Below are 23,448 nucleotides of genomic sequence, written 5' to 3'. Positions count from 1 at the left end.
TGCCTGTTCGTTCACGTCCGGTCCCGCTGTGGCCGATGCGCGTCCATTGCGTCGAATTGAAACGTGTTCTAGATTTTCGGCATGGCTTTCAACGTCGCTGATCTCTTCGAGCACGCCGTCGACGCGGTGCCCGATCGCATCGCGGTCATCTGCGGGGATCGGCAGGTCACCTACCGCGAGCTCGACGCACGTGCCAATCGCTTGGCGCACCACCTCGCCGCGCGGGGAGTCGGCAAGGGCGACCACGTCGGCGTGTATTCACGCAACTCCATCGAAGCACTCGAGACCATGATCGCGACCTACAAACTGCGCGCGATCTCGGTCAGCGTGAACTTCCGCTACACCGCCGACGAGGTGCGCTACATCGTCGACAACGCCGACATGGTCGCGCTGATCCATGAGCGCCGGTACGCCGGCATCGTCGCCCAGGTCCTGCCGCACACCCCGAAGCTGGCCGATGTCGTCGTGGTCGAGGACGGCTCCGATGCCGATTACAGCGGATACAACGCTGTCGAATACAACGTGGCAATCGACGCCCGCTCGCCGGAACGCGACTTCGGCGCACGTAGCTCCGATGATCTCTATATTCTCTACACCGGCGGCACCACGGGATTCCCCAAAGGCGTTGTGTGGCGGCACGAAGATGTGTGGCGCGCGCTCGGCGGCGGGATCGACCACGTCACGGGTGAATACGTGAAAGACGAGTGGGAACTGGCCAACCGAGCCGAGCAGTCCGCAGCCGGAGTCGTGATGGCGCCATTGTCGCCCCTCATCCATGGCGCGGCGCAGTGGGCGGCCTTCATCGGGCTGAACTCCGGCGCCACCATCGTTTTCGTACCGCAGTTCGATGCCGACGAGGTCTGGCGCCTCGTGGCGAAGCATGAAGTCAACACGGTCACTGTCGTCGGCGACGCAATGGCCCGGCCGCTGCTGGACGCCTACCGGGCCGGCGACTACGACACGTCGTCACTGCGGAAGATCAGTAGCCACGCCGCACTGTTCTCACAGTCCCTCAAGCAGCAATACGTCGAGATGTTCCCGAACGTCTTCATCGTCGATGTGATCGGTTCGTCGGAGAGCGGTGGCACCGGAATCGGCGTGGTCACCAAGGACAGCGATCATTCGCAGGGCCCGCGAGTGAAATTCAGCGCCCAGGCTGCGTTGATCGATGACGACGGCAACCTGGTCGAACAGAAACCCGGTGCGGTCGGGCGGATGGCCCGGACGGGGCATGTGCCGATCGGTTATTACAAGGACCCGGCGAAAACCGAAAAGATCTTCGTCGAGATCGACGGCAAGCGGTATGTGGTGCCGGGTGACTACGCCCGCTATGAGGACGACGGCACCGTCACACTGCTCGGCCGGGGCTCGGAGTGCATCAACACCGGCGGGGAAAAGGTGTTCCCCGAGGAGGTCGAGGGCGCACTCCGGTCGCATCCGGACATCTTCGACGCGTTGGTGATCGGCATCGAGGACGAACGATTCGGCCAGGCCGTGGCGGCGGTGGTCCAACCCCGTTCGAGCTCGGCTCTCGACCTGGCCGACCTGGACGGCCACGTTCGTACGAAGGTCGCCGGCTACAAGGCGCCGCGTGTTTACTGGATTGTCGATGAGATGATGCGGCAGCCCAGCGGTAAAGCCGATTACCCGGCGGCGAAGAAATATGCCGCTGAGCACGCTGGTCTCGCCGAACCCGCTCGATGAGAAGGAATCAGTGGATTTCGGTATCGGCGTTACTGGCCGTCGTCGTATCAGGGGCCCTGACGGCGGGAGCGGGTGTCGCGGTGCCGGACTCGCTCGCGGCGCCGAACCCCTTTCTGGGGCCGGTCGGTACCGCGACCATGCACGGAGACGCGGGGTCCTCGGACGCGGTGCCGCATCCGGGGCCGGGGGTGGGTGCGCAGGCTGTCGGTGGCTATCCGCTCGGTGCTGCCTGCCCCACCCTGCTCCAGGGGTCCGACGGTCTGGTCGTCGCCTTGTGCACGGCCGTGACGGATCGCGCGCCCGTGGTGCATCTCATCGATCCGTCCGGCGAGGGGCTGCTCGGTGGTGGCTCGGACGGGTCTGTCTCCGGGTCGGCGAGTGCGCTGACCGGATCGCTGGCGCAGTTGAGTTTGACCAAGGGCGGTCTGCTCGGCGGGGTGTACGCCTATCTCGACAATGCCGATCGTCTGGTCGTGGTGGACGGCACCCGCACCCTGAAGCGGATCGCCCACGAACGCACCGCCGCGGGCTGGGAACTTCGCGTGGCCGAATCCGTCGACCTCACCTCGGCTGTCCCGGAGGGTGACAGCGTCACCGGTCTGGTGCCCGACTGGTCGGGCACCGTGTGGTTCGCCACCGCGAACGGCATTGTCGGCGTGGCGAAGCCGGGCGGGGGAGTGTCCACGCTCGAGCTGCCCGACGGGGAGAAAGTGGCCAACAGTATCTCCGCCGCGCCCACCGGCCGGGTAGCTGTGGCCAGCACGCACGCGCTCTATGAATTCGCCGCCGATGCCTCGGGCGATCCGACCCAGCTCTGGCGTGCAGCCTATGACCGGGGTCCGGCTCGTAAGCCGGGGCAACTGTCCTGGGGCACCGGATCGACGCCGACCTACTTCGGTCCGGCCACCGGGGCCGACTACCTCACCATGGTCGACAACGCGCCCGGTCGAGTGCGGGTCCTGGTATTCCGTTCCGGCAGCGGCGAACTCGTCTGCGGGCAGCCGGTGTTCGCCAATGATGCTGCGGGTAGCGAGAATTCGCCTATCGGTATCGGTGGATCGGTCTTCGTAGCCGCTACATACGGGTACCCGTATCCGGCGGTACCGGAGGACGCAGGCCCGGCGCAGCCGGAAACCGCGCCGTTCACAGGTGGGATGACGCGCATCGATGTGGACGATGACGGCTGCCGCACAGTGTGGGAGAACGCTGTGCGCAGTGCCGCCGTTCCCCATGCTTCGGTGGCGGACGGGCTGATCTACACGGTCGGCCGCAACGGGCTGCCGAACACGACGCCGCTGGACGGCTACTCCTTCACGGTGGTCGACCCGAACACCGGTGCGGTGGTGAGTGAGGGTGCCATGCCGAGCACCGTGCTCGCCGATCCGCTGCAGACCTCGCCCTTGATCATGCGCGGGGGTGGGGTGCTGCAGGGCACCACGACCGGGATCGTGCGCATCGAAGGTTGACCCGCTGTGCCCTGGGAGTCCTCAGGTCAGTTCCTGGAACCAGGTGAGGTAGGCGGTGGTGGCTTCGCGTAGCGCGTCGACCGCCCAGTCCGCGGGGAGCAGCTCGGTGGGCAGGACCGGGTCGGTGGTGATCAGGTCGAGGCCCGCGCACACCGCCGCGAATGTGGCGGCCGGGTCGGCGCCCTCGATGGCTCCGAGCAGTCCCCGTGCGCGGCGGGCGATGTCGGTCAACGGCCACAGGCGGGTGCACAGGGCAGCCGGGTCTTCGACGGCGTGGGTGCGCAGTGTGATCGTGGTGTCGCCGAGGTCGTCGGGCCGGTCGCGCACGAGGTTGGCGGGACGCATCCAGACGCCTTCGCGCAGTTCCGCCAGGCGCAGCGAGAGCAGCGTCGCACGCAGCGCGGCGCGGTCCGCGGCGGGTCGTCCGGTCGCGGTGACCACGACCTGTTCCCAATCGCCCTGCCACGGCACGGTGTGTGGCGCGACGAGGTCGTCACGCCGGGCGCGCAGGTGTGGGGCGAGAGTGTATGCGCGGTGTTCGCGTACGAGGTCACCGGCCGCGACCATGCGGGACACGGCCACGCGCACCGTGGCCTCGGGGTAGCCGACGGCGGTGGTGGCGGTGCAGATTTCGCGCGATGTCATCGTCGGTGAGTCGGCGGCGATGAGGATCCGGATCAGCGCCGAGCGTGCGGAGACCGGACGGACTTCCACGCCGGGGCCGGTGAGAGCGGATTGCACGGGTCGAGTGTACATATTTCACTATTGTCACGACTGTCAGGCATATGTAATGTCGCCGGGCATGACGACTTCTGATCCCACACCCTTGGCCGGACGCACCATGATCATGTCCGGCGGCAGCCGCGGCATCGGGCTGGCCATCGCACTCGCCGCCGCGCGACAGGGCGCCAATATCGCGCTGCTGGCCAAGACGGACGTTCCCGACCCACGGCTACCCGGCACCATCCATACGGCCGCCGCCGAGATCGAAGCCGCCGGTGGTCGAGCACTGGCCGTGGTGGGCGACGTCCGCGACGAGGCGTCGGTGACCGACGCGGTGCGCCGGACCGTCGAGCGGTTCGGCGGCATCGACTACTGCGTCAACAACGCCTCGGCCATCGCGCTCGCTCCGACCGAAGAGCTGCCCGTCAAGCGCTTCGACCTCATGCAGCAGATCCAATTGCGAGGCACCTACCTGCTCGCCAGCACCTGCCTGCCGCACCTGCGCCACAGCGACAACGCCCACATCCTGAGCCTGTCGCCACCGCTGAATCTGGCGCCTGCCTGGCTGGGTGCCCACCCCGCCTACATGGTCGCGAAATACGGTATGTCGCTGCTGACACTGGGCTGGGCCGCCGAGTACGCCGAGCACGGCGTCGCCGCCAACTGCCTGTGGCCCGAGACCCTCATCGCGACCGCCGCGGTGCAGAACTTGCTCGGCGGTGACGAGGCGACCGCCAAGGCTCGCACGCCGCAGATCGTGGCCGACGCGGCGATCGCGATTCTCGGCAAAGACGCGCGAACGGTCACCGGGAACACCTTCCTCGACGTGGAGGTGTTGCGGGCCGAGGGGCACACCGATTTCTCCGCTTATGGCGGCGACGGTGAACTCGAGTACGACATCTTCGTCGACCCGCCTCGTGTCTGATCCGTCGGGCTGATGCCGTCCGCTGACGGTCTCAGGCTGGAAAGACGCCGGCCAGGACGGTGCCGATCTGCGCCACCGCGCGGTCGACACTGCCGGTCGGCTGGAACAGGTGACTCAGGGTCAGCCGGACCATGATCTCGACGATCGAGGTGAGTTCGTCGTCGGATGATTCGGCCAGCCGGTAATGGTCGCGGACGGTGACGGTGAGCGCGGCGACGGCCCGGCCGAGCACCGGTTGCGCATCGCTCACCAGGGCGGGGAGCAGGGCGGTGTCGGCGTCCTGGCGAGCGGACAGAACGGCTTTGATCAGTGTGTTGTCGCCTGCGGTGCGCAGGATGTACTCCGCGGCGGCGGTCATCCCGGCGAGCGGGTCCGCCGGGTGCTCGCCCAGTGTTTCGGCCACCCCGTTCAGGTAGATGCCGGTCTCGCGCTCGATGAGGGCGTCCGCCAGTGCCTGCTTGGTGCCGATCTCCTTGTAGAGGACCGGTCTGCTGACGCCGACCTCCTTGGCGACGCGCGACATGTTCACCGCGCCCCATCCCTCGGCGACCACCATCGTGCGGGCGGCGTCGAGCATGCGATCGCGCAACAGCTGACGCATCTCGGACTGGAAGTTCGGCGATTCGGCCACTTGATCATCGTACATGTGGGTCGAAGTTGCAGATCCGTTGACAACTTGTGCTGATGTGTATTTACTGAGAACACATTTGGTTAAGTTGTAAACAGCGGCAACAACCGGGCGCCCCTGTCTCGGTGATCAGGAGAACGAGATGACGACATCGCGAAACTACGACGAGCCGCCCGCGGCTCTGCACTGGCGTGATTCCAAGCGCTATCTGTGGTTGTTCGGCCTGGTCGCCCCCAGTGCGGCACTGCTGGCCACCGGATTCGTCTGGTTGTTCAACCAGCTCGGCTGGCAGGCAGTGGCGCCGGTGTGGTGGTGGCTCGGGCCGATCCTGCTGTACGTCCTGCTGCCGGCCCTCGATCGCTTCTTCGGGCCCGACGGCGCGAATCCGCCGGAGGAGGTGATGGCACGGCTGGAGAACGACAAGTACTACCGCTACTGCACCTACGCCTACATTCCGGTGCAGCTGTCCAGCCTGGTCTTCGCCTGCTACCTCTGGACCGCGGACAACCTGTCCTGGCTCGGCATCGACGGCGGCCTCGGCCTGGCCTCGAAGATCGGCCTGGCCTTCACCATCGGTGCGATGGGCGGCGTCGGCATCAACACCGCGCACGAGCTCGGCCACAAGAAGGACGAACTCGAGCGCTGGCTGTCGAAGATCACCCTGGCCCAGACCTTCTACGGGCATTTCTACATCGAGCACAACCGCGGCCACCACGTGCGGGTCGCGACGCCGGAGGACCCGGCCAGCGCTCGCTTCGGTGAGTCGTTCTGGAGTTTCCTGCCACGCAGCGTCTGGGGCAGCCTGAAGTCAGCGTGGGAGCTGGAGGCCACCCGCCTGCGACGGCTGGACAAGGGCCCGTTCTCGCTGCGCAACGACGTGCTCAACGCCTGGCTCATGTCGGTGGTGCTGTGGGTGGCACTGATCGCGGTGTTCGGTCCATCGATCCTGCCGTTTCTGCTGATCCAAGCGATCTACGGCTTCTCCCTGCTCGAGACGGTGAACTACCTCGAGCACTACGGTCTGCTGCGGAGCAGGACCGCCTCGGGTCGCTACGAGCGCTGCACCCCCGAGCACAGCTGGAACTCCGACCACATCGTCACCAATATCTTCCTCTACCACCTGCAGCGCCACAGCGACCATCACGCCAATCCGACCCGGCGCTACCAGATCCTGCGGCACATGGACGGTGCGCCCGAGTTGCCCAGCGGGTACGCGAGCCTGATCGGCTTGGCCTACCTCACCCCGTTGTGGCGCAAGGTGATGGACCATCGCGTCCTCGCGCATTACCAGGGCGACATCACCCGGGTGAACATCCAGCCCAGCAAGCGCGCGAAGATCCTGGCGCAATACGGAGCGAACTGATGGCCGCCTACCTGTGCCCCGTGTGCGATTACGTCTACGACGAGCGATTCGGTGCGCCCCGTGAGGGTTTCGCCGCAGGCACCGCCTGGTCGCTGATTCCCGAACAGTGGTGCTGTCCGGACTGCGGTGTCCGCGAGAAGGTCGATTTCGAAGCGAAGGACGTGTGACGATGAACGACTACCGACTGTTCCAGTGTGTCCAATGCGGATTCGAGTACGACGAGGCGCTCGGCTGGCCCGAGGACGGCATCGAACCGGGTACCCGATGGGACGACATCCCCGAGGACTGGTCCTGCCCCGACTGCGGTGCGGCCAAGGCCGACTTCGACATGCGTGAAGTGAGCCGGGGGTGAGCGGGCGGATCGTGATCGTCGGCGCGGGCGCCGCCGGTGCCACCGCGGCACAGACGCTGCGCCGCGAGGGGTACGCGGGTGAGATCGTGCTCGTCGGTGCGGAACCGAATCTGCCCTACCGGCGGCCCGCGGTGTCGAAGGAACTGCTCGCGGGCACCGCGTCGCTGGACCGCGTGCTCCTGAAATCGGCAAAGTTCTGGGCCGACAACGCCATCGACCTGCGCCCCGCGACGCGGGTCGACGCGATCGACATCGACCGCACGTCGGTGCGATTGAGCACGGGTGAGCGGCTCGGTTACGACAGCTTGCTGCTCGCGACCGGCGCACGGGCGCGTGCGATCGACACCGTGTCCAGCCGGGTGCACACCTTGCGGACACTGTCCGATATCGCGGCGCTGCGGACGGCGGTCGACACCGGCCGGTCGCTGCTCATCGTCGGCGGTGGGCTGATCGGTTGTGAGGTCGCCGCCACCGCCCGCGGCCTCGGTGCGGAGGTGACGCTGTTGCACGCGGGCCCCGCACTGCTGGACCGGGTGGTGCCGCGGATCGTGTCGGAGCTGGTGCGCGACATCCATGTCGAGCGCGGCGTGTTCATCCGGACAGGCGCCGCAACAACGCAGCTCGCCGACTCCGCGGACGGTGTCACCGCCACCGCGGCCGACGGACGCAGCTGGTCGGGCGCCGCCGCCCTGGTCGCCATCGGCGCGACCCCGGAAACCACCCTCGCCGAATCCGCCGGTCTCGCCGTCAACGACGGCATCATCATCGACCAGCACTACCGCACCTCGGCACCGGGAGTGTTCGCCGCGGGCGACGCCACCACGGCGTTCACCCCGCGCCGCGGCGAATTCGTGCGCGGCCAGCAGTGGAACTCGGCGGTGTCCGCCGGTGCCGCGGCCGCCGCGGCGATCCTGGGCCGCCCCGCCACTCCCGCCGAGGTCCCCTGGGGTTGGACCGACCAATACGGCTTCTCCATGCAATTCGCCGGCTGGTTCCACCCGCACGACGAACTCTTCATCGAAGGCGACCTGGAATCCAGGGACTTTCTCGCGGTGGCCGTTCGCGACGGTCTACCTGTCGGCGCCGTGGCAATGTCGAGGCCACGGGAACTCCGCGCCGCGAGGGCGATCATCGCCGCAGGTGAGCCGTGGCCGACAACGCGTTCCGCCGTTGTGGCCCGCATCCGGTAGCTCCGATCAGCGAGGCCGCCGCGCCGTTCGCGCGAGCTCGCGCAGGTACTCGCACACCTCGTCGATCGCCTGCCCGGCCTGGGCGAACACCGCGACCTCGGTGAAGAAGCCGTGGAAGACGCCGGTGTACCTGGTCGACGACACCGCGACGCCGTCGCCGCGCAGCCGTTGCGCGTACGCCTCGGCGTCGTCGCGGATCGGGTCGACCTCCGCGGTGATGATCAGCGCGGGTGGGAGCCCGCGCAGTGACGGCGCGCGCATGGGGGCCGCGAGGTGGTCGCCGCCCGGGTGTCCGGCGCCGACGTAGCGCTCCCAGCACCAGTGCCCGTCCGCGGCGCCGAGTAGCGGCGCGTCGACGAATTCGGACCACGAGGGCCTGGTGAACGTGTCGTCGACGGCTGGGTAGGCGAGTACCTGCGCGATGGGCAGGGTGTTGTCCTCGTCGCGCCGGTACAGGCACAGGGCGGCGGCGAGATTGCCGCCGGCGGAGTCGCCGCCGATCGCGATCCGATCCGGGTCGATGCCGAGTTCGGGCGCCGATCGGGTCAGCCACGCGTAAGCGTCGACGCAGTCTTGCAGCGCCGCCGGGTACGGGTTCTCCGGTGCCAGGCGGTATTCGAGCGACAGGACCGTCCATCCGGACCCGGCGGCGATCGCGCGGCACAGCTCGTCGCAACCGTCCAGGGTGCCCAGGACGAAACCGCCGCCGTGCAGGTAGACCAGCGCGGGCGCGGCGTCGTGAGATGTGCCGTCCGTGCGGTACAGCCGGGCCGCGATCGCGCCCGCACGCGTCGGCACGGTCAACTCTTCGACATGGTCGAGTCGTGTGATCGGGTCGGCGGCCGGGGCTGAGTTCACCAGCGCGCGGGCTCCCGCCGGCCCCAGCTGGTGCAGGGGCATCGGCAACATCTGGTCGATCATCCGGGCCATGGCCGCGGCCTGCTCGTCGAGCAGATTCCACCAGGTGGGGGCGGTGTCGTTCATGAGGAAACCTCGCTGGTCGTTGACAAGTAGTGATCTGTGCCTCACCATCATAGTCACGTGACCCAGACATCTGACTATGAGTTCACGTTCCATTTGGGATCCGCTGTCGACGGTGTACCGCGCACACGATCTCGTCGAATCGAAAGGACAACATGATGACCGAAACGACGATCGGTCCCGCGACGCGCGGGGCCGACGCGGTCGGCGGGGTCGACATCCGGATCGAGGACGACGCGAGTCCGATCGTCCGGCTCATCGCCCGGACCGTCACCGATTCGCTGCGCGCCGACAGCTCGCTGGTGCCCGCAGGTGTTTCCGGGGCGATCGCGATCCGCTCCCACGACACACCGCAGGCCGCGACGATCACCCTCGCCGACGGTGCCGTCGCGGTCTCGGGCGGGGTGTTCGTCGAGCCCGACCTCGACGTGACCGTCGACCTGAACCAGTCCCTCACCCCGGTCGGCGAGCCTGCCGGCTCGCCCGAGCTCATCGGCATCGCCGTGGCGCTGCTGTCGCCACCGATGCCGGACTGGAAGACCGCCGCGGCGAGCTTCTGGGAAAAGGCCAGGTCCGTCCCTGGAATCCCGGACGTGCTGGTCGCCGTCGTCGAGGGCCCCGACGGTATCGACCAGGTTGTCGTGGGGGAGGGGCAGACTCACTACGTCATCGCGGGCCCGCCGGATCTGCTGGCGGCCGTCTTCACCGGTGCGGTCGATCTGCTCGCCGCCTTGTCCACCGGCCTCATGGGTGTGCGTGGCACGCTCACGCAGCTGTCCGTGCTGGTCGCAGCTTCCTGGAAGGTTCGTTACGATGTCTGAAATCTCTACCACCGCAACGAGGCTCGAGCCTGACGTGCACACCGTCCGGATCGAATCGACCAATCATGACGGCTCCTTCCACGGCAAGAACATCTCGCCCGCGAAATTCACCGCGTGCGCGGATTCGGGCTTCGCGATGGCCGATCTGCTCTTCGGTCTCGACCTCGGCAACGCGCCGACCCTGGGTTTCGCCTACCCCGCCTGGCGTGGTCATCTCGCCGACCTGCAGTTCCGGCCGGACATGTCGACGCTGGTGCGGTGGGCGCCCGGTGTGCAGTCGGTGATCGGCGACTACTGGCAGGCCGACGGCACCCCGATCGGTACCTGCCCGCGCAATCTCGCTCGTATGATGGTCGATCGGCTCGCCACGCGTGGGTTCACCGCGACCATCGCGGTCGAGATCGAAGCCACCCTGTTCCAGGAGTCGGTGCACGAGGCCAGGGCGAAGGGGTATCGCGATCTCACCCCGCTCGGCGGGTCGGCGGGCACCGCCTACAACCTGGCGAAGTCCAAGGACTGGGTCGACTACATGTCGGCCGTGGTGCGGCGACTCGAGCAGATCGGCATCGAGTGGGAGGCGTGGAGCGACGAGGACGCGGCCGGTCAGGTCGAGCTCAATCTCATCCCTGCCGACCCGATCTCTGTGTGCGACAACTGGGCTCGGACCCGGCAGGTGATGCGCGAGGTGGCCTTCGAACTCGGTCACACCGTGACCTTCATGGCCAAGCCCACTGCGGGCTACGGCCAGGCCTCCCATGTGAACCTGTCCTTGCAGCGCGACGGGGGCAACGCCTTCTACGCGCCCGACGGGCCATCGGACACCATGCGGCACGCCGTCGCCGGGTTGCTCGCCACGATGCGCGGGGCGACCTCGGTCATGCTCCCGCAGATCACTTCGTTCCGCCGCCTCGTCGACCTGAGCGGCCCGCCGACCACGGTGACCTGGGGCATCGCCAACAAGACCACCGCGGTGCGCGCGGTCGTCGGGCACCCCGCCTACTCCCGCCTCGAGTACCGCGTTCCCGGTGCCGACGCCAACCTCTACCTCGCGGTGGCGACGATTCTGGCCGGGGTGATCGCCGGGATCGACGGCAAGCTGGAACCAGCCGACCCGATCAGCGATATGGCGTGGTGCGCGCCCGATCTCGAACGGCTGCCCGACACCATCACCAAGGCGGCCGACGCACTCGAATCGGACCTGATCCTGCGCGAACAGCTCGGTGACGAGTTCGTCGACTACTGGGTCGGCACGCGGCGGTGGGAATGGATGCAGTTCCACACCACCGGCGGTGATCCGTTCGCCGAGCTGTCGGAGTGGGAGTCCACGCGCTACTTCGAGTTCCCGTGATCGCGGGCGCGAACCGGCGTAAGCCCCTGATCGGCCTGACCGGGCGTCGGTTCCGGATGGAGCTGGTCAAGGGCTCGCACCCGGGGTACGGCCATCGCCTCACCGACAGTTTCATCTCCGACTTCGCCGACCGGATCAGCCGCGCGGGTGGCGTGCCGGTGATGCTGCCCTACGACGCCGATCCGGTGGCGTTGGGCGACTGGTTGTCCGGTGTGCTGATCACCGGCGGTCAGGACATGCATCCGAGCTGCTGGGGTGGGGACGAGTCGGTGCTCAGCGGCATCGATCCGGTCGTCGACCCCTCGGTCCACGATCGCAGTCGCGACGAGTTCGAGATCGCGCTGACCAGGGTGGCACTGGAACGACAGATCCCGCTGCTCGGCGTGTGCCGCGGCATGCAGGTGCTCAACGTGACCCTCGGCGGCACGCTGGTTCCCGACCTGCAGGTCGGGTCGATCGAGCACCTCATGGCGGTGGGTCCGCTGTCGGACGGCGACCCCGAGCACGTCGTCACCTTCGATGCGGGCACGACGGCACAGAAGGTGTTCGGTGATCGGCTGATGACCAACTCGTGGCATCACCAGGCGATCGATGTGTGTGGTGACGGCTTGGTGATCACCGGTCGCACCGACGACGGTGTCGCCGAGTCGGTCGAGCTGCCCGGTGCCGCCGTGCTCGGCGTGCAGTGGCATCCCGAGTGGATGACCGCCGAGGACGGCGCGCTGCGCTGGCTCGTCGACGCGGCGGGCGAGCGGAGCTGAGCGAAGCGAAAAATACTGTGGCCGCTACCTTTCCGGCGGCGGCCACAGTGGCTTCGGCGTGGTGTTCAGTCGACGCTTACCCAGGACACCAGCGACCGCATATCCGGCTCGGGCGTGCTCTCGGGTGTCTCGACCGGGGGCGTTTCTGCGGTGTCGCCGCCGAGATTGGCCGCTATCCACGCGTCGAGCACGCCGAGGGTGATCTCCATCTGGGCCTTCGCCGCGGCCACGTCGGTGAAGACCAGCCAGTTGAGCGCGAAGCCGTCGGACAGGGCGGCCACGATGTAGATCAACCGGTCGATGGTGTCCGGGGGAACCGGTCGGCCCGCCGCGGTCATCGGAGCGCCGAGGATCGTGCGCATGGTGTCGAACGCCGAGTTGTACACGACCTTGGCCTGCGTGCCCTCCCGCTGACCCCAGCTGATCAGCTCGATGATCGTCGCGCCGAAGGCCGGATTCTCCAGATACCACTCCATCAGGCCGCGTAGCAGTGCCCGTGCGGTGGTCTGCACGTCGCTGTGGACGTCGTTGCGGACGAGCACGTCACGATACTCGCCGGCGAGGTATTCGAACACCGCCCCGAACAGCACCTCTTTGGTGGCGAAGCAGTAGTGCAGCGTGGCCAGTGGCGCATTCGCCTCCTCGGCGATGCGGCGCGTGGTCGCACCGTCCACCCCGTGGGCGGCGATCACACGCACGGCCGCGGCCACCAGCTCGGCGCGACGTTCGGCGGCAGGTATGCGAGCCATGCGCAACTCCTTCGAATCAGATTTGAACGAGTGATCAAGTCAAGTCTGACATTACCAGCCTGAGCTGCGCATCCAGTACGTACCGGGACGGGCGCGTTCCAAGTAGTTAGTCATACGGCTTGATCAAATGACCCACTACCGCTACCGTTATGGCAGGCCTCACATTTCCTGGCGAACCGGGCCCTTCGAGAACCATCCCATGGCGGCGTGCGAGCCGCGCCGACCGCAGCCCGGCGACTGCAGGTCGATCGATGACCTACCACCTGCTACCCGCGAAGAGGACGACATGACCAAAGTCGAATCGGTCCACCCGGAACGCGCGATCGCGCTCGAACGGCTGACCGTGGATCCCCCGATCGGCACCCTCATCGGTCTCCTGGCCGACCAGGCCGTCCGCTCGCCCGATCGCGAATTCCTCCGCTTCGCCGACGGGTCCTGGACCTTCGCCGAGGTCGATGACTGGACCTCGCGACTGGCCCGGCGACTGGTCACCGACGACGCTGTGCGCCCGGGTGACCGAGTCGCGATCATGCTGCCCAACGTGGTGCAGTGGCCGATCGCCTGGCTGACGGTCCTCAAAGCGGGCGCGGTGACGGTTCCGGTGAATTCGTCGTATCAACGGGCCGATCTCGAGTTCGTGCTCCAGGATTCCGGCGCGCGAGTGATCTTCACCGACGCCGAGCACACCGCACTGGTCGAGGAGGTGCGCGCCGCGAACAGCGAACTGGCTGACGTCCGGATCGTCGACGCCGCATCACCCGCCGAGCTCGCGGCCTACCCGGCGGACCGGCCCGCGGTCGAGGTCACCGGCGAGACGCTCGCGAACCTCCAATACACCTCGGGCACAACAGGATTCCCCAAGGCGTGCATGCTGACCCACGACTACTGGACCCGGCTCGGCTGGGTGTGCGCGAATGCCACCGGCCTCGGTGCCGACGACGTGGCGCTCACCTCTCAGCCGTTCTCCTACATGGACCCGCAGTGGAACACCGCGCTGTGCCTCACGATCGGGGCACCGCTGGTGGTGCTACCCCGGTTCTCCGCGTCCGGATTCATGGCCGATGTCCGCAAGCACCGGGCCACCTTCGCCTACGTGCTCGGTTCGATGCCGACTCTGCTGTTCAAGCAGCCACCCACCCCGCACGACCGCGACAACGACCTGCGCATCGTGCTGTGCTCGGCCATCCCCGTCGCGCTGCACGCGGAGCTCGAACAGCGCTGGGGCGCACCGTGGCGGGAGATCTTCGGGATGACCGAGAGCGGCGTCGACCTGGTCAGCCTGCCGGAAAGTGCCGAGGATGTCGGCAGTGGGCGGCTGGGTCGCCCGGTGCCGACCAAGCAGGTCCGCATCGTGGACCCGCAGGGCCGCGAGGTCGGTGCGGGTGAGGCCGGCGAGCTGATCACCTCGGGCAAGCCGATGATGCTCGGCTACTGGAACCGGCCCGAGGAAACCGCCCAGACCCTGCGCGACGGCTGGCTGCACACCGGCGATGTCGCCGTCGGTGAGGCGGGCAGCTACCGCCTGGTCGGCCGGATCAAGGACATGGTCCGCCGCGGCGGGGAGAACATCGCCGGCGCCGAGGTCGAACGTGCCCTGGAACGCGACGATGCGGTCGTGGCGGCCGCGGTCGTCGGGGTGCCGGACGAACTGTTCGGCGAGGAGGTCAAGGCCTTCGTGCAACTGGCCCCCGGCGTGGGGGAGGACCGCGAGGCTGCGCAGCGCATCCTCGACAACGTCCGAATCCAGTTGGCGCGCTTCAAGCTTCCGCGCTACGTGGAATTCGTCGCCGACTTCCCGCGCACCCCGTCCGAGCGGGTGTCCAAACCCGCGCTGAAAGCGCGTGCCACCGAAAACCCCGGCACCACCTACGACCTGCAACCACCGCGCGACTGAGGAGCCGGACATGACCGACAACTATCTCGATATACGCATCGACGACGACGTCGCGGTGCTCACGCTGAACCGCCCGGCCAAGCTGAACGTGCTCGATGTGGCCACACGGGTGCTGCTGGCGCGGGCCATCCGCGATCTCGGCACCGGTGATCTGGTGCGCGGGATCGTGCTCACCGGCACCGGTCGGGCATTTTCCGCAGGTGAGGACCTGCAGGCGGTTCCGTCCACCTACGACGAGATTCGCGAGGCTGTCGGCACCTTCCACGACATCACCCGCGCGATCATCGAGACGAAGATCCCGGTGATCGCGGCCGTGAACGGGATCGCCGTCGGCGGCGCCTCGGAGATCACGCTGTCCTGCGACGGGCGAATCGGCAGCACAGCCGCTGAGTATTTCCAGCCGGAGAACCACCGCGGCATCATCATCTCCAACGCCTCGAGCTTCCTGATGGGCAGGCTGGTCCGCAACCACGCGATGCGCGTCGTCCTCGGTTCGCCGCGGGTCGGCGCCGAGGAGGCGCTGCGCATCGGGCTGCTAGACGAGATCGTCGCCCCGGAGACGCTGATCGGCCGAGCCGTCGAGGTGGTCCGGCAGTGGAACTCCGATCCCCGCATCACCGCACTGCACCTCGGTTTGCTGCGTCCGCTGCCCGCCGAGATCGAGGCCGCGTTCGCCCGCGAGGACGACGCCGCCCGCCAGGCCTGGGAGTCGGGCGCCTTCAGCGCGGGCATCGAGGGCTTTTGGACATCGAAGAACGCGGCGTCCCCGGCGTCCGCGCAGAGCAACCGAGATCGGAGCCGATCATGATCACCACCGAAGCAGCTGTCCTCACGGCGGTCGACGAACCGCTGGAGTTCACCGAGATCCTGGTCGACGACCCGGAGCCCGGCGAGATCCGTCTCGCAGTCTCGAATGTCGGTCTGTGCCACAGCGACCTGCACTACATGACCGGAACCGTCGGCGCCGACCTGCCCGTGGTGGTCGGCCACGAGGTAGCCGGTGTGGTCGAGTCGGTCGGCTCCGGGGTGACCACCTTGCGCCCCGGCGACCGGGTGGTCGGTGCGCTGACGCCCTCGTGCGGATCGTGCCGCAACTGCCAGGTCGGGCACTCGACTCAGTGCCTGCGCACCGCCGAGATCCGGCGGCGACCACGGCCCGCCTTCCAGCTACCCAGCGGCCAGGTCGTACACCGGCTCGGTGATGTCGGCGCGTTCTCCCGCCACACCCTGATGCGGGAGAACTCGCTGGTCAAGGTCGCCGACGAAGTGGGTCTGCACGTGGGCTGCCTGCTCTCGTGCTGCATCATCACCGGCGTCGGCGCCGTGTTCCGCGGTGCCGAGGTGCGGCCCGGCGCCACCGTCGCCGTGATCGGTTGCGGCGGTGTGGGTTCGGCCATCATCCAGGGTGCGCGGTTGGCCGGCGCCTCGGCGATCGTCGCCGTCGACCTCGACGACGCCCGACTGGCCGCCGCCAAGACCTACGGTGCCACGCACGTCGTGAACGGCGCGGCCGATGTGGCCGCCGAGATCCAGAACTTGCTCGGCGACGGCGTGGACTACTCGTTCGAGGCCGTCGGTAGCGCGCGGACCGCGGCCACCGCACTGGAGGTGCTGCGCCCCACCGGCACCGCGTGCCTGGTCGGTATCGCCCCCGACGGCACCGATCTGAAGCTGCCCGCCTGGAACTTCTTCTTCAGCGAGAAGCGTCTCATCGGTTCCTACATGGGGTCGGGCCAGGCGCAGGAGGACATCGCCCAGTTCGCCCGCCTGTACCAGCAGGGGCGTCTGCTGCTCGACGAGATGGTCAGCGATGTCATTCCGTTCCACGACATCGGCAAGGGCTTCGAGGCGATGAAGTCCGGCGAGGTCACCCGCATCGTCGCCGACCTCACCGTGTGAGCCGTTACCGCCCGAGCCGTTACCGCCGGAGCCCCGAAGGAGCCCGAGGTGTCTGATCCGCAACTGCCCCAACCCATCAACTACATCGCCGACGACTGGTCCGAGTGCGCGACGACCCCCGACGCCTGGAACCTCGACCCCAACACCGGCCGGCCGGTGCACCGCGCGGTCACCACCACCCCCGAAGACGTGGAACGCGCTCTGCGCCACGCCGAGCAGTCCTACGGTTTCGAACGCTGGGACGACGCGGCGAGCGAGGAACGCGCCGAAGTCATCGAGCGCGCCGCCGACATCGTCGAGTCCCGTATCGAGGAAATCGCCCGCACCGATGCCCTCACCAGCGGGGTCCCGATAGCCAAGGCCCGGATGGTCGCGCAGTTCCTGCCCTACCGGATCCGTGCCGCGGCGGCGGAACTGTGCACCATCCCACGCCGTACCACGCTGGCGGCCGATGGCCGTGACGTGCGGCTGTACAAGGTCCCGTGGGGTCCCGCCGCCATTCTCACCCCGTGGAACGGCCCGAGTTTCATTCCGGCCGCGAAAATGGTGAGTGCGATCGCCGCCGGCTGCCCGGTGATCCTCAAGCCGTCCGAACACGCGCCGAGCAGCGCCCAGATCATCGTCGAGAGCTTCGTCAGGGCCGGTCTGCCCGCCGGTGCGTTGCAGTTGCTGCACGGTGCGGGTGACGTGGGCGCGGCTGTCACCGGTGACCCCCGCGTGAAGATCGTCTCGTTCACCGGCGGCCCGAACGCAGGCCGGGCGATCGCCCGCGCGGCGGCCGAGGACTTCAAGGTGCTCCAGCTCGAACTCGGTGGAAACAACCCGGCCCTGGTGCTCGACGACGCCGATATCGATGTGGCCGCCGACGGCATCCTCGCGGGGATGACCAAACTCAACGGGCAGTGGTGTGAGGGCCCCGGCAAGGTGCTGGCACACAAGGGCCTGGTCGAACCGCTGCTCGAGGCGCTGCTCGACCGGATCGCCCACATCGAGATCGGGAACTCGCTCGACGAGAGCACCGAACTCGGCCCCATCTCGAACGCCCCGCACTTCGCGACATTGCAGAGCCGGATCGAAGGGCTGCGGGGCAACGGCGCGACCATCCACCAGCCCGCGAAGCTCCCCGGCCCGGACGGCTTCTTCCTGTCGCCCACCGTCGCTACCGGTGTCGACGCGTCGCTGGCGACCGCCGAACTGTTCGGCCCGCTCATCAGCCTGCACGCCGTGGAATCCGACGAGGAGGCGCTGCGCGTGGCCAACGCCAACCCGTCGGGTCTGGACGCCTACGTGTTCGGCGGCGACCTGGACCGCGCCATCGAGGTCGGTTCGCGAATCCTGTCGGGCGAGGTGCGGGTGAACGGCGCCAAGGTCGCCGACCTGGCCGACGGTTCCGCTCAAAGCTTCTGGGGCACTTCGGGAATCGGCGGTCACGCCCCCGGTGAGTCCGTCCGGGTGTTCTGCGGCGACCGCGTGGTCGGCGTCGATTCACCCGACCTGCCGATGTAGCGATCGCGGAACTACTTCCGCCCCACCCCTTGAATGTGCCCGGTACCACTAAGGAAAGCGGCTCCTGCCATGAACTCCACCCCTACCTCAGAGATCGTCGACGTCATCGGCGTCGGCGCCGGCTTCACCGGTCTCTACCTCTCGCACCGGCTGACGACAGCAGGCTGGACCTTCGCCGGCTTCGAGGCCGGACCCAGCGTCGGCGGCACCTGGTTCTGGAACACCTATCCGGGCGCACGCTGTGACGTCGAGAGCATCTACTACTCGTACTCGTTCGACGAGGCACTCCAGCAGGAGTGGACATGGAGTCAGCGGTTCGCCCCGCAGGCCGAGATCCTCAGCTACATCGAGCATGTCGCCGACCGTTTCGACCTGCGCAAGCACTTCACCTTCAACACCCGGGTGGTGGCCTCGACCTGGAACGCCGTCGATCGGCTGTGGGAGGTGCAGCTCGACAACGGCGAGGTCCGGCGCAGCCGCTATCTGATCTCGGGTGCGGGAGGCCTGTCCACGCCGAAGGATTTCGACGTGCCGGGTCTGTCGAACTTCACCGGCCTGCAGGTGTCGACCAGCCGGTGGAACATCCCGCTCGACGACCTCGCGGGCAAGCGCGTCGCGGTGATCGGCACCGGATCCTCTGGTGTGCAGGCCATTCCGTTGATCGCCGAGGTCGCCGAACACCTCACGGTCTTCCAGCGCACCCCGAACTACGTGATGCCCGCCCGCAACGCCGTGCTCCCGCCGGAGCGAGTCGGTGCCGTGAAGGACGAGTACGCGGCGATCCGTGAGGAATGCAGGCACTCGCCCGGCGGCATCCCCGACCGCCCCGTCACCGACAATGCTTTCGACGTCTCCGACTCCGAGCGCAAGCGGCGCTACGAGCAGGCATACGAGCGCAGCGGTTTCCAGGGGGTGGGCGCGGAGTTCGCCGACCTGATGATCGACGCCGAAGCCAACCGCACCGCCTCGGAATTCATCCACGACAAGATCCGCGAGATCGTCGAGGATCCGGCCACCGCCGAGCTGCTCGTGCCCAAATACCACCCGCTGGGCGCCAAGCGCAGCGTCTTCGGCACCGACTACTACGAGACCTACAACCGGCCGAACGTGTCGCTGGTTTCGCTGCGCGACGAGTCGATCGAGACGATGACCGCGAACGCCATCGTCACCTCGAAGGGCGCCTACGAGGTCGACGCCATCGTCCTCGCCATCGGCTTCGACGCCTTCACCGGTCCGCTGTACGGTCTCAACCTCACCGGCGCCTCCGGCCGGAAGCTGCAGGACGCCTGGAGCGACGGCATCCGCTCGTTCCTCGGGATCATGGCCGCGGACTTCCCCAACTTCTTCATGGTCGGCGGCCCGCTGAGCCCCGCACTGGTGAGCAACGTGGTGGTGACCATCGAACAGGCCGTCGACTGGATCGCCGACCTCATCGAGCACGGCCGTGAGCAGGGCGCCACGGTGATCGAAGCCACCGCCGAGGCTGAGCAGGAGTGGGTGGACATCACCGAGGCGACAGTCGCCCCCACACTGTTCGCCACCACCGAATCCTGGTACCGCGGCTCCAATATCGAGGGTAAACCCAACACCTTCATGGGTTACGTGGGCGGCGTCGGCAAATACCGGCGGATGTGCACCGAGATCGCCAAGCGAGGTTATCCCGGCGTCGCGATCGACGGTGCAGCACAGTCGAGCACGATCGGCCCGATTCACCTGGAGATCGCATGAGCAAGGCAGTTCACCGGCGGTATGTGGCCTTCTCCGACGCGCACTACGCCGGCAACCTCGTCGACGGTGCCTACGCCTTGAAGCTCTTCGGCGATGTCGGCACCAACCTGGCGATAGAAATGGACGGCCACGAGGGTCTGTTCGCCGGCTACTCGTCGGTGGAATTCCTCGCCCCGGTCCGTGGCGGCGATGTCGTCGAGGCCGAGGCAGCCCTGGTGAAGAAGGGGAACCGAAGCCGCACAGTCGATTTCGAGCTCCGGGTGATCTGTCGTGGTTCCGACGACACCGGCCGGGCGCAGGTCCTGGATCCACCCCTGGTCGCGGTGCGCGCTCGCGGCACCGCGGTCATCCCCGCGAACGGAGCGGAGTAGGCGCCATGGAACTGATCACCGACACCGGCTGGGCCGACGGTCCCACCGCGGTCGAACCGTCACTCACCGGTGACATCGACTGCGACGTGGTGGTGATCGGTGGTGGTGGTGGCGGCATGTCGGCGGCCCTTCGCCTCGCCGAGAAGGGCGTGGACGTGGTGCTGCTCGAGGCGAAGATCCTCGGCTGGGGTGCCACCTCCCGCAACGCCGGCTACATCACGAACTCGGTCGCCGCCGACCCCGAGTTGCTGGGCTTCCTGCTGAAGCGTGAGCGGTTGCGCGAGCTGTACCGCTACGCCGAGAACGCGGTGCATTTCACCGAGGACGCGATCGAGCACCACGCGATCGACTGCGATTACAAGCAAGAAGGCATCGTGATGGCCGCGGTGTCGAAGGGGCAGTTGCGCCATGCCCGCCGCAACGCCAAGGTCCTGGCCGCGGCCGGATCGTCGGGCGAATTCGTCGAAGGCCCCGAGGCGGGTCTGCCGGAGGGCTTCCTCGGTGGTATCCGCGAAGGAGTCGGCGGCACCGTCAACCCCGGCAAGTTCGCCTTCGGCCTGCGCGCCGCGACGATCGCCGCCGGTGTGCGCGTCTACGAGTCCACGCCTGCGGTCGACGTCGTCGACACCGGCGACCGGGTCACCGTCGAGACCCCGCACGGCCAGGTCAGAGCCCGCAAGGCGCTGCTGATCACCAACGCCGCGAGCAACAGCCTGTCCATCGCGCCGAAACACCTCGCGACACCGGTCTGGACCTCGCTGATCGAAACCGAACCGATCCCGCCGGAGCGGCTCGACGAGATCGGCTGGACCAGCCGCGCTCCCTTGGTCACCCTGCACATGATCTTGGAGAGCTACCGCGTCACCCCGGGCGGAACCATCGCCTTCGGTACACGCCGGCTGCAGACGGGTCGCAACCCGCTGCCGGAGCGCACCCCCGCGCCGCACGTTGCCGAGGACCTCGTCCGTGGCTTCCACGACCGGTTCCCCGGTCTGCGCGACATCAAAGCGGAGACGGCCTGGGGCGGCTGGATCGGCATGAGCTCCACGTGGCTTCCGGTCGCGGGCACCGCATCCGAGAACGTGCTCTACTCGGCGGCCTGTAACGGCCATGGCTTCGCCCAGGCGCAGTACGTGGGACACATGCTGGCCGACCACGTCACCGGTGCGCCTCGACACGAGGATCTCGAAGCGATCTGGCACGGCGGCAAGCGGTTCTGGCCCAGCTTCGTCAGCAACCCCGCGCTGTACATGGGTTGGGTCGCTGACCGCACCGTCGACCGTTGGGCCGCACTCTGGAAGTGATACCACCTTGTTCGCGCCGGTCGTAGAAGAAGGCACTCTTCATAGACGGCCGGCGCGTTGTGTGCGGTTCACTGTGAGGGTCGGATGAAGGCCAGCAACCGTGCGGTGGTGTGCTGACGGATCTCGCCGTGCTGGTTGATCGTGTCGTAGGTCGCAGTGATGAATCCGCGGCGAGGATCGGACCGGGAAATTCGGACGTCGGTCACCTCGAGTTCGACGTGCAGGCGGTCCCCCGGCCGGGTCGGTGTCGGCCAGGCCAGGTCGATGGAAGCGCCGATGATACCGGTGGCCAACGGCAGTCCAGTGGTGACCAACAGGCGCATGGTGATGGCGGCGGTGTGCCAGCCGCTGGCCGCCAGGCCCTGGAAAAAGGTCTCCTTCGCGGTGTCCTCGCCGAGGTGGGACGGTTGGGGGTCCCAGGCGGTGGCGAAGTCGACGATGGCATCGACCCCGAGGTCGTAGGTGTCGGTGCGGAACCGATCTCCGACGGCGATGTCGTCCAGCCACAGCGCGTTGGTGGTCACTGGTGTGCTCCTCATTGACAAAGGGTGACTCCTGACTCACCATCATAGTCATACGACTCAGACAAATGACTATGATTAGGTCAGGATGCAGATGTTCACCAACACCTTCACCGAGACGTTCGGCATTGAGCACCCCCTCGTCTGTGGCGGCATGACCGCCGTCGGCACCGCCGATCTGATCGGCGCCGTAGCCAACGCCGGTGCCCTCGGATTCCTCACCGCTCTCACCCAGCCCACGCCCGAGGCGCTGGTCAAGGAGGTCAACCGCTGTCGCGACCTCACCGACAAGCCCTTCGGTGTGAACCTGACGATCCTGCCGACCATCGACCCCGTGCCCTACGACGAATACCGCGACGCAATCGTCGACAGCGGCATCACCATCGTGGAGACCGCGGGCGGCAACCCCCAGCCGCACCTGCCCACGTTCAAGGCGGCGGGGGTGAAGGTGATCCACAAGGCGGTGGCTGTTCGCCACGCGCTCAAGGCCTAGCAGCTCGGTGTCGACGCGGTGAGCATCGACGGCTTCGAATGTGCGGGACATCCCGGTGAAGACGATGTCCCCGGCCTGGTGCTGATCCCCGCCGCCGCCAGGGAGTTGTCCGTTCCGATCATCGCCAGCGGCGGAATCGCCACCGGCGCAGGTCTGGTGGCGGCCCTCGCGCTCGGCGCGTGCGCGGTGAACATGGGCACGCGTTTCATGGCGACCACCGAGGCGCCCATCCATGACAATGTCAAGCGGCAGATCGTGGGCAACAGCGAACGCGACACGGTCATCGTGTTCCGCGAGTTCCACAACTCGGCCCGGGTGGCCCGCAACGCGGTGTCGGAGGAGATCGCGGCGGTCTCCAGCGAGCCCGGTGCGACCTTTGGCGACATCGCCCACCTGGCCAGTGGTGCTCGCGCCCGCGAGCAGGTGTACGGCAACGGCGATGTCGACGGTGGTCTGTGGTGGGCCGGCCGGGCGCAGGGTTTGATCCATGACATCAGCAGCTGCCGAGAAGTGGTCGACGCCATCCTTGCCGAGGCGCGCCAGATCATCACCGGCACGCTGCCACGCCAGCTCGCGCACTAGTACCTCACGCCGAAACCGCCGAAACCGCGCACACGCGGGTTCGGCGGTTTCTGCGTTCGGACCGGTTCCGCGACGGTCGCTCAGCGCCTCTGTAGCGGGGTGACGCGAAATAGTGGGTCAATTGCCTTGATCATATGAC

At 67.5% G+C, this 23,448-nt stretch carries 22 protein-coding genes and 1 pseudogene; 18 read left to right on the top strand and 5 right to left on the bottom strand.

Annotation, left to right across the window (positions count from 1 at the left end; all coding sequences use genetic code 11):
* The first annotated feature begins 81 nt into the window (after window positions 1-81).
* Window positions 82-1,704, top strand: coding sequence for an acyl-CoA synthetase (locus tag ACFO5K_RS26950; RefSeq protein ID WP_378568687.1), 1,623 nt, complete (start codon window positions 82-84; stop codon window positions 1,702-1,704).
* Window positions 1,701-3,170, top strand: coding sequence for a hypothetical protein (locus ACFO5K_RS26945; protein WP_378568685.1), 1,470 nt, complete (start codon window positions 1,701-1,703; stop codon window positions 3,168-3,170). Before ACFO5K_RS26950 ends, ACFO5K_RS26945 begins: the two co-directional genes overlap by 4 nt.
* A 21-nt stretch (window positions 3,171-3,191) precedes the next feature.
* Here ACFO5K_RS26945 and ACFO5K_RS26940 read toward each other — a convergent pair whose 3' ends face one another.
* Window positions 3,192-3,911, bottom strand: coding sequence for a PaaX domain-containing protein, C- domain protein (locus ACFO5K_RS26940; RefSeq protein ID WP_378568683.1), 720 nt, complete (start codon window positions 3,909-3,911; stop codon window positions 3,192-3,194).
* Window positions 3,912-3,972: 61 nt separating this feature from the next.
* On the opposite strand from ACFO5K_RS26940, the gene ACFO5K_RS26935 reads away from it, so the two are divergent.
* The gene (locus ACFO5K_RS26935) at window positions 3,973-4,818 is read left to right on the top strand and encodes an SDR family oxidoreductase (RefSeq protein WP_378568681.1); all 846 of its coding nucleotides are present in this window, start codon (window positions 3,973-3,975) and stop codon (window positions 4,816-4,818) included.
* Between the two features lie 31 nt (window positions 4,819-4,849).
* Here ACFO5K_RS26935 and ACFO5K_RS26930 read toward each other — a convergent pair whose 3' ends face one another.
* Window positions 4,850-5,449 (bottom strand): TetR/AcrR family transcriptional regulator, encoded by a 600-nt coding sequence (locus tag ACFO5K_RS26930; RefSeq protein WP_378568679.1) that lies wholly within the window; start codon window positions 5,447-5,449, stop codon window positions 4,850-4,852.
* 139 nt (window positions 5,450-5,588) lie between these two features.
* On the opposite strand from ACFO5K_RS26930, the gene ACFO5K_RS26925 reads away from it, so the two are divergent.
* Genes ACFO5K_RS26925 through ACFO5K_RS26910 form a run of 4 tightly spaced genes read left to right on the top strand, consistent with a single transcriptional unit; the run spans window position 5,589 to window position 8,351 of the window.
* On the top strand, window positions 5,589-6,809 hold the full coding sequence (locus ACFO5K_RS26925) for an alkane 1-monooxygenase (protein WP_378568677.1): 1,221 nt from the start codon (window positions 5,589-5,591) through the stop codon (window positions 6,807-6,809).
* On the top strand, window positions 6,809-6,976 hold the full coding sequence (locus ACFO5K_RS26920) for a rubredoxin (protein ID WP_378568675.1): 168 nt from the start codon (window positions 6,809-6,811) through the stop codon (window positions 6,974-6,976). Before ACFO5K_RS26925 ends, ACFO5K_RS26920 begins: the two co-directional genes overlap by 1 nt.
* 2 nt (window positions 6,977-6,978) lie before the next feature.
* Window positions 6,979-7,161 (top strand): rubredoxin, encoded by a 183-nt coding sequence (locus ACFO5K_RS26915; RefSeq protein WP_378568673.1) that lies wholly within the window; start codon window positions 6,979-6,981, stop codon window positions 7,159-7,161.
* Window positions 7,158-8,351 (top strand): NAD(P)/FAD-dependent oxidoreductase, encoded by a 1,194-nt coding sequence (locus ACFO5K_RS26910; protein WP_378568671.1) that lies wholly within the window; start codon window positions 7,158-7,160, stop codon window positions 8,349-8,351. The genes ACFO5K_RS26915 and ACFO5K_RS26910 overlap by 4 nt, the downstream gene beginning before the upstream one ends.
* A gap of 6 nt (window positions 8,352-8,357) precedes the next feature.
* Here the strand turns inward: ACFO5K_RS26910 and ACFO5K_RS26905 are convergent, their stop codons facing one another.
* A complete protein-coding gene (locus ACFO5K_RS26905; RefSeq protein WP_378568669.1) occupies window positions 8,358-9,335 on the bottom strand; it encodes an alpha/beta hydrolase in 978 nt (325 codons plus the stop codon).
* Between the two features lie 155 nt (window positions 9,336-9,490).
* On the opposite strand from ACFO5K_RS26905, the gene ACFO5K_RS26900 reads away from it, so the two are divergent.
* The 3 genes from ACFO5K_RS26900 to ACFO5K_RS26890 are packed head-to-tail and all read left to right on the top strand — an operon-like array spanning window position 9,491 to window position 12,262.
* Window positions 9,491-10,153: a hypothetical protein gene (locus tag ACFO5K_RS26900; protein WP_378568667.1), complete on the top strand. Its 663-nt coding sequence runs from the start codon at window positions 9,491-9,493 to the stop codon at window positions 10,151-10,153.
* Window positions 10,146-11,501, top strand: coding sequence for a glutamine synthetase family protein (locus ACFO5K_RS26895; RefSeq protein WP_378568665.1), 1,356 nt, complete (start codon window positions 10,146-10,148; stop codon window positions 11,499-11,501). Before ACFO5K_RS26900 ends, ACFO5K_RS26895 begins: the two co-directional genes overlap by 8 nt.
* A 56-nt stretch (window positions 11,502-11,557) precedes the next feature.
* Complete coding sequence (locus ACFO5K_RS26890; RefSeq protein ID WP_378568663.1) at window positions 11,558-12,262, top strand: gamma-glutamyl-gamma-aminobutyrate hydrolase family protein; 705 nt, start codon at window positions 11,558-11,560, stop codon at window positions 12,260-12,262.
* Between the two features lie 65 nt (window positions 12,263-12,327).
* On the opposite strand, the gene ACFO5K_RS26885 is transcribed toward ACFO5K_RS26890, so the two are convergent.
* On the bottom strand, window positions 12,328-13,011 hold the full coding sequence (locus tag ACFO5K_RS26885; RefSeq protein WP_378568661.1) for a TetR/AcrR family transcriptional regulator: 684 nt from the start codon (window positions 13,009-13,011) through the stop codon (window positions 12,328-12,330).
* A gap of 286 nt (window positions 13,012-13,297) precedes the next feature.
* Here ACFO5K_RS26885 and ACFO5K_RS26880 point away from each other — a divergent pair, with 286 nt between their 5' ends.
* The 7 genes from ACFO5K_RS26880 to ACFO5K_RS26850 all read left to right on the top strand — a co-directional run bounded on the left by ACFO5K_RS26880 (window position 13,298) and on the right by ACFO5K_RS26850 (window position 21,713).
* A complete protein-coding gene (locus ACFO5K_RS26880) occupies window positions 13,298-14,905 on the top strand; it encodes a class I adenylate-forming enzyme family protein (protein ID WP_378568659.1) in 1,608 nt (535 codons plus the stop codon).
* A gap of 10 nt (window positions 14,906-14,915) precedes the next feature.
* Entirely contained in the window at window positions 14,916-15,713 is a 798-nt protein-coding gene (locus ACFO5K_RS26875; RefSeq protein WP_378568657.1) for an enoyl-CoA hydratase/isomerase family protein, read from the top strand.
* A complete protein-coding gene (locus ACFO5K_RS26870) occupies window positions 15,710-16,804 on the top strand; it encodes a Zn-dependent alcohol dehydrogenase (protein ID WP_378568655.1) in 1,095 nt (364 codons plus the stop codon). The genes ACFO5K_RS26875 and ACFO5K_RS26870 overlap by 4 nt, the downstream gene beginning before the upstream one ends.
* A 48-nt stretch (window positions 16,805-16,852) precedes the next feature.
* Window positions 16,853-18,310 carry an aldehyde dehydrogenase family protein gene (locus ACFO5K_RS26865; protein ID WP_378568653.1) on the top strand — a complete coding sequence of 486 codons (1,458 nt, stop codon included), beginning with the start codon at window positions 16,853-16,855 and terminating at the stop codon, window positions 18,308-18,310.
* A 69-nt stretch (window positions 18,311-18,379) separates the two neighbouring features.
* Window positions 18,380-20,038: a flavin-containing monooxygenase gene (locus ACFO5K_RS26860; protein ID WP_378568651.1), complete on the top strand. Its 1,659-nt coding sequence runs from the start codon at window positions 18,380-18,382 to the stop codon at window positions 20,036-20,038.
* Complete coding sequence (gene kal / locus ACFO5K_RS26855; protein WP_378568649.1) at window positions 20,035-20,409, top strand: 3-aminobutyryl-CoA ammonia lyase; 375 nt, start codon at window positions 20,035-20,037, stop codon at window positions 20,407-20,409. Before ACFO5K_RS26860 ends, kal begins: the two co-directional genes overlap by 4 nt.
* 5 nt (window positions 20,410-20,414) lie before the next feature.
* Window positions 20,415-21,713 carry an NAD(P)/FAD-dependent oxidoreductase gene (locus ACFO5K_RS26850; protein ID WP_378568647.1) on the top strand — a complete coding sequence of 433 codons (1,299 nt, stop codon included), beginning with the start codon at window positions 20,415-20,417 and terminating at the stop codon, window positions 21,711-21,713.
* 68 nt (window positions 21,714-21,781) lie between these two features.
* Here ACFO5K_RS26850 and ACFO5K_RS26845 read toward each other — a convergent pair whose 3' ends face one another.
* Entirely contained in the window at window positions 21,782-22,252 is a 471-nt protein-coding gene (locus ACFO5K_RS26845; RefSeq protein ID WP_378568645.1) for a MaoC family dehydratase, read from the bottom strand.
* A 76-nt stretch (window positions 22,253-22,328) separates the two neighbouring features.
* Between ACFO5K_RS26845 and ACFO5K_RS26840 the strand changes: the two are divergent.
* Window positions 22,329-23,309 (top strand): annotated as a pseudogene (locus ACFO5K_RS26840) (NAD(P)H-dependent flavin oxidoreductase).
* Window positions 23,310-23,448: the final 139 nt, after the last annotated feature.

The organism is Nocardia halotolerans (assembly GCF_042650145.1).
GTDB classification, from domain to species: Bacteria; Actinomycetota; Actinomycetes; order Mycobacteriales; family Mycobacteriaceae; genus Nocardia; species Nocardia halotolerans.
This window is presented reverse-complemented; position numbering and strand designations above follow the sequence as displayed.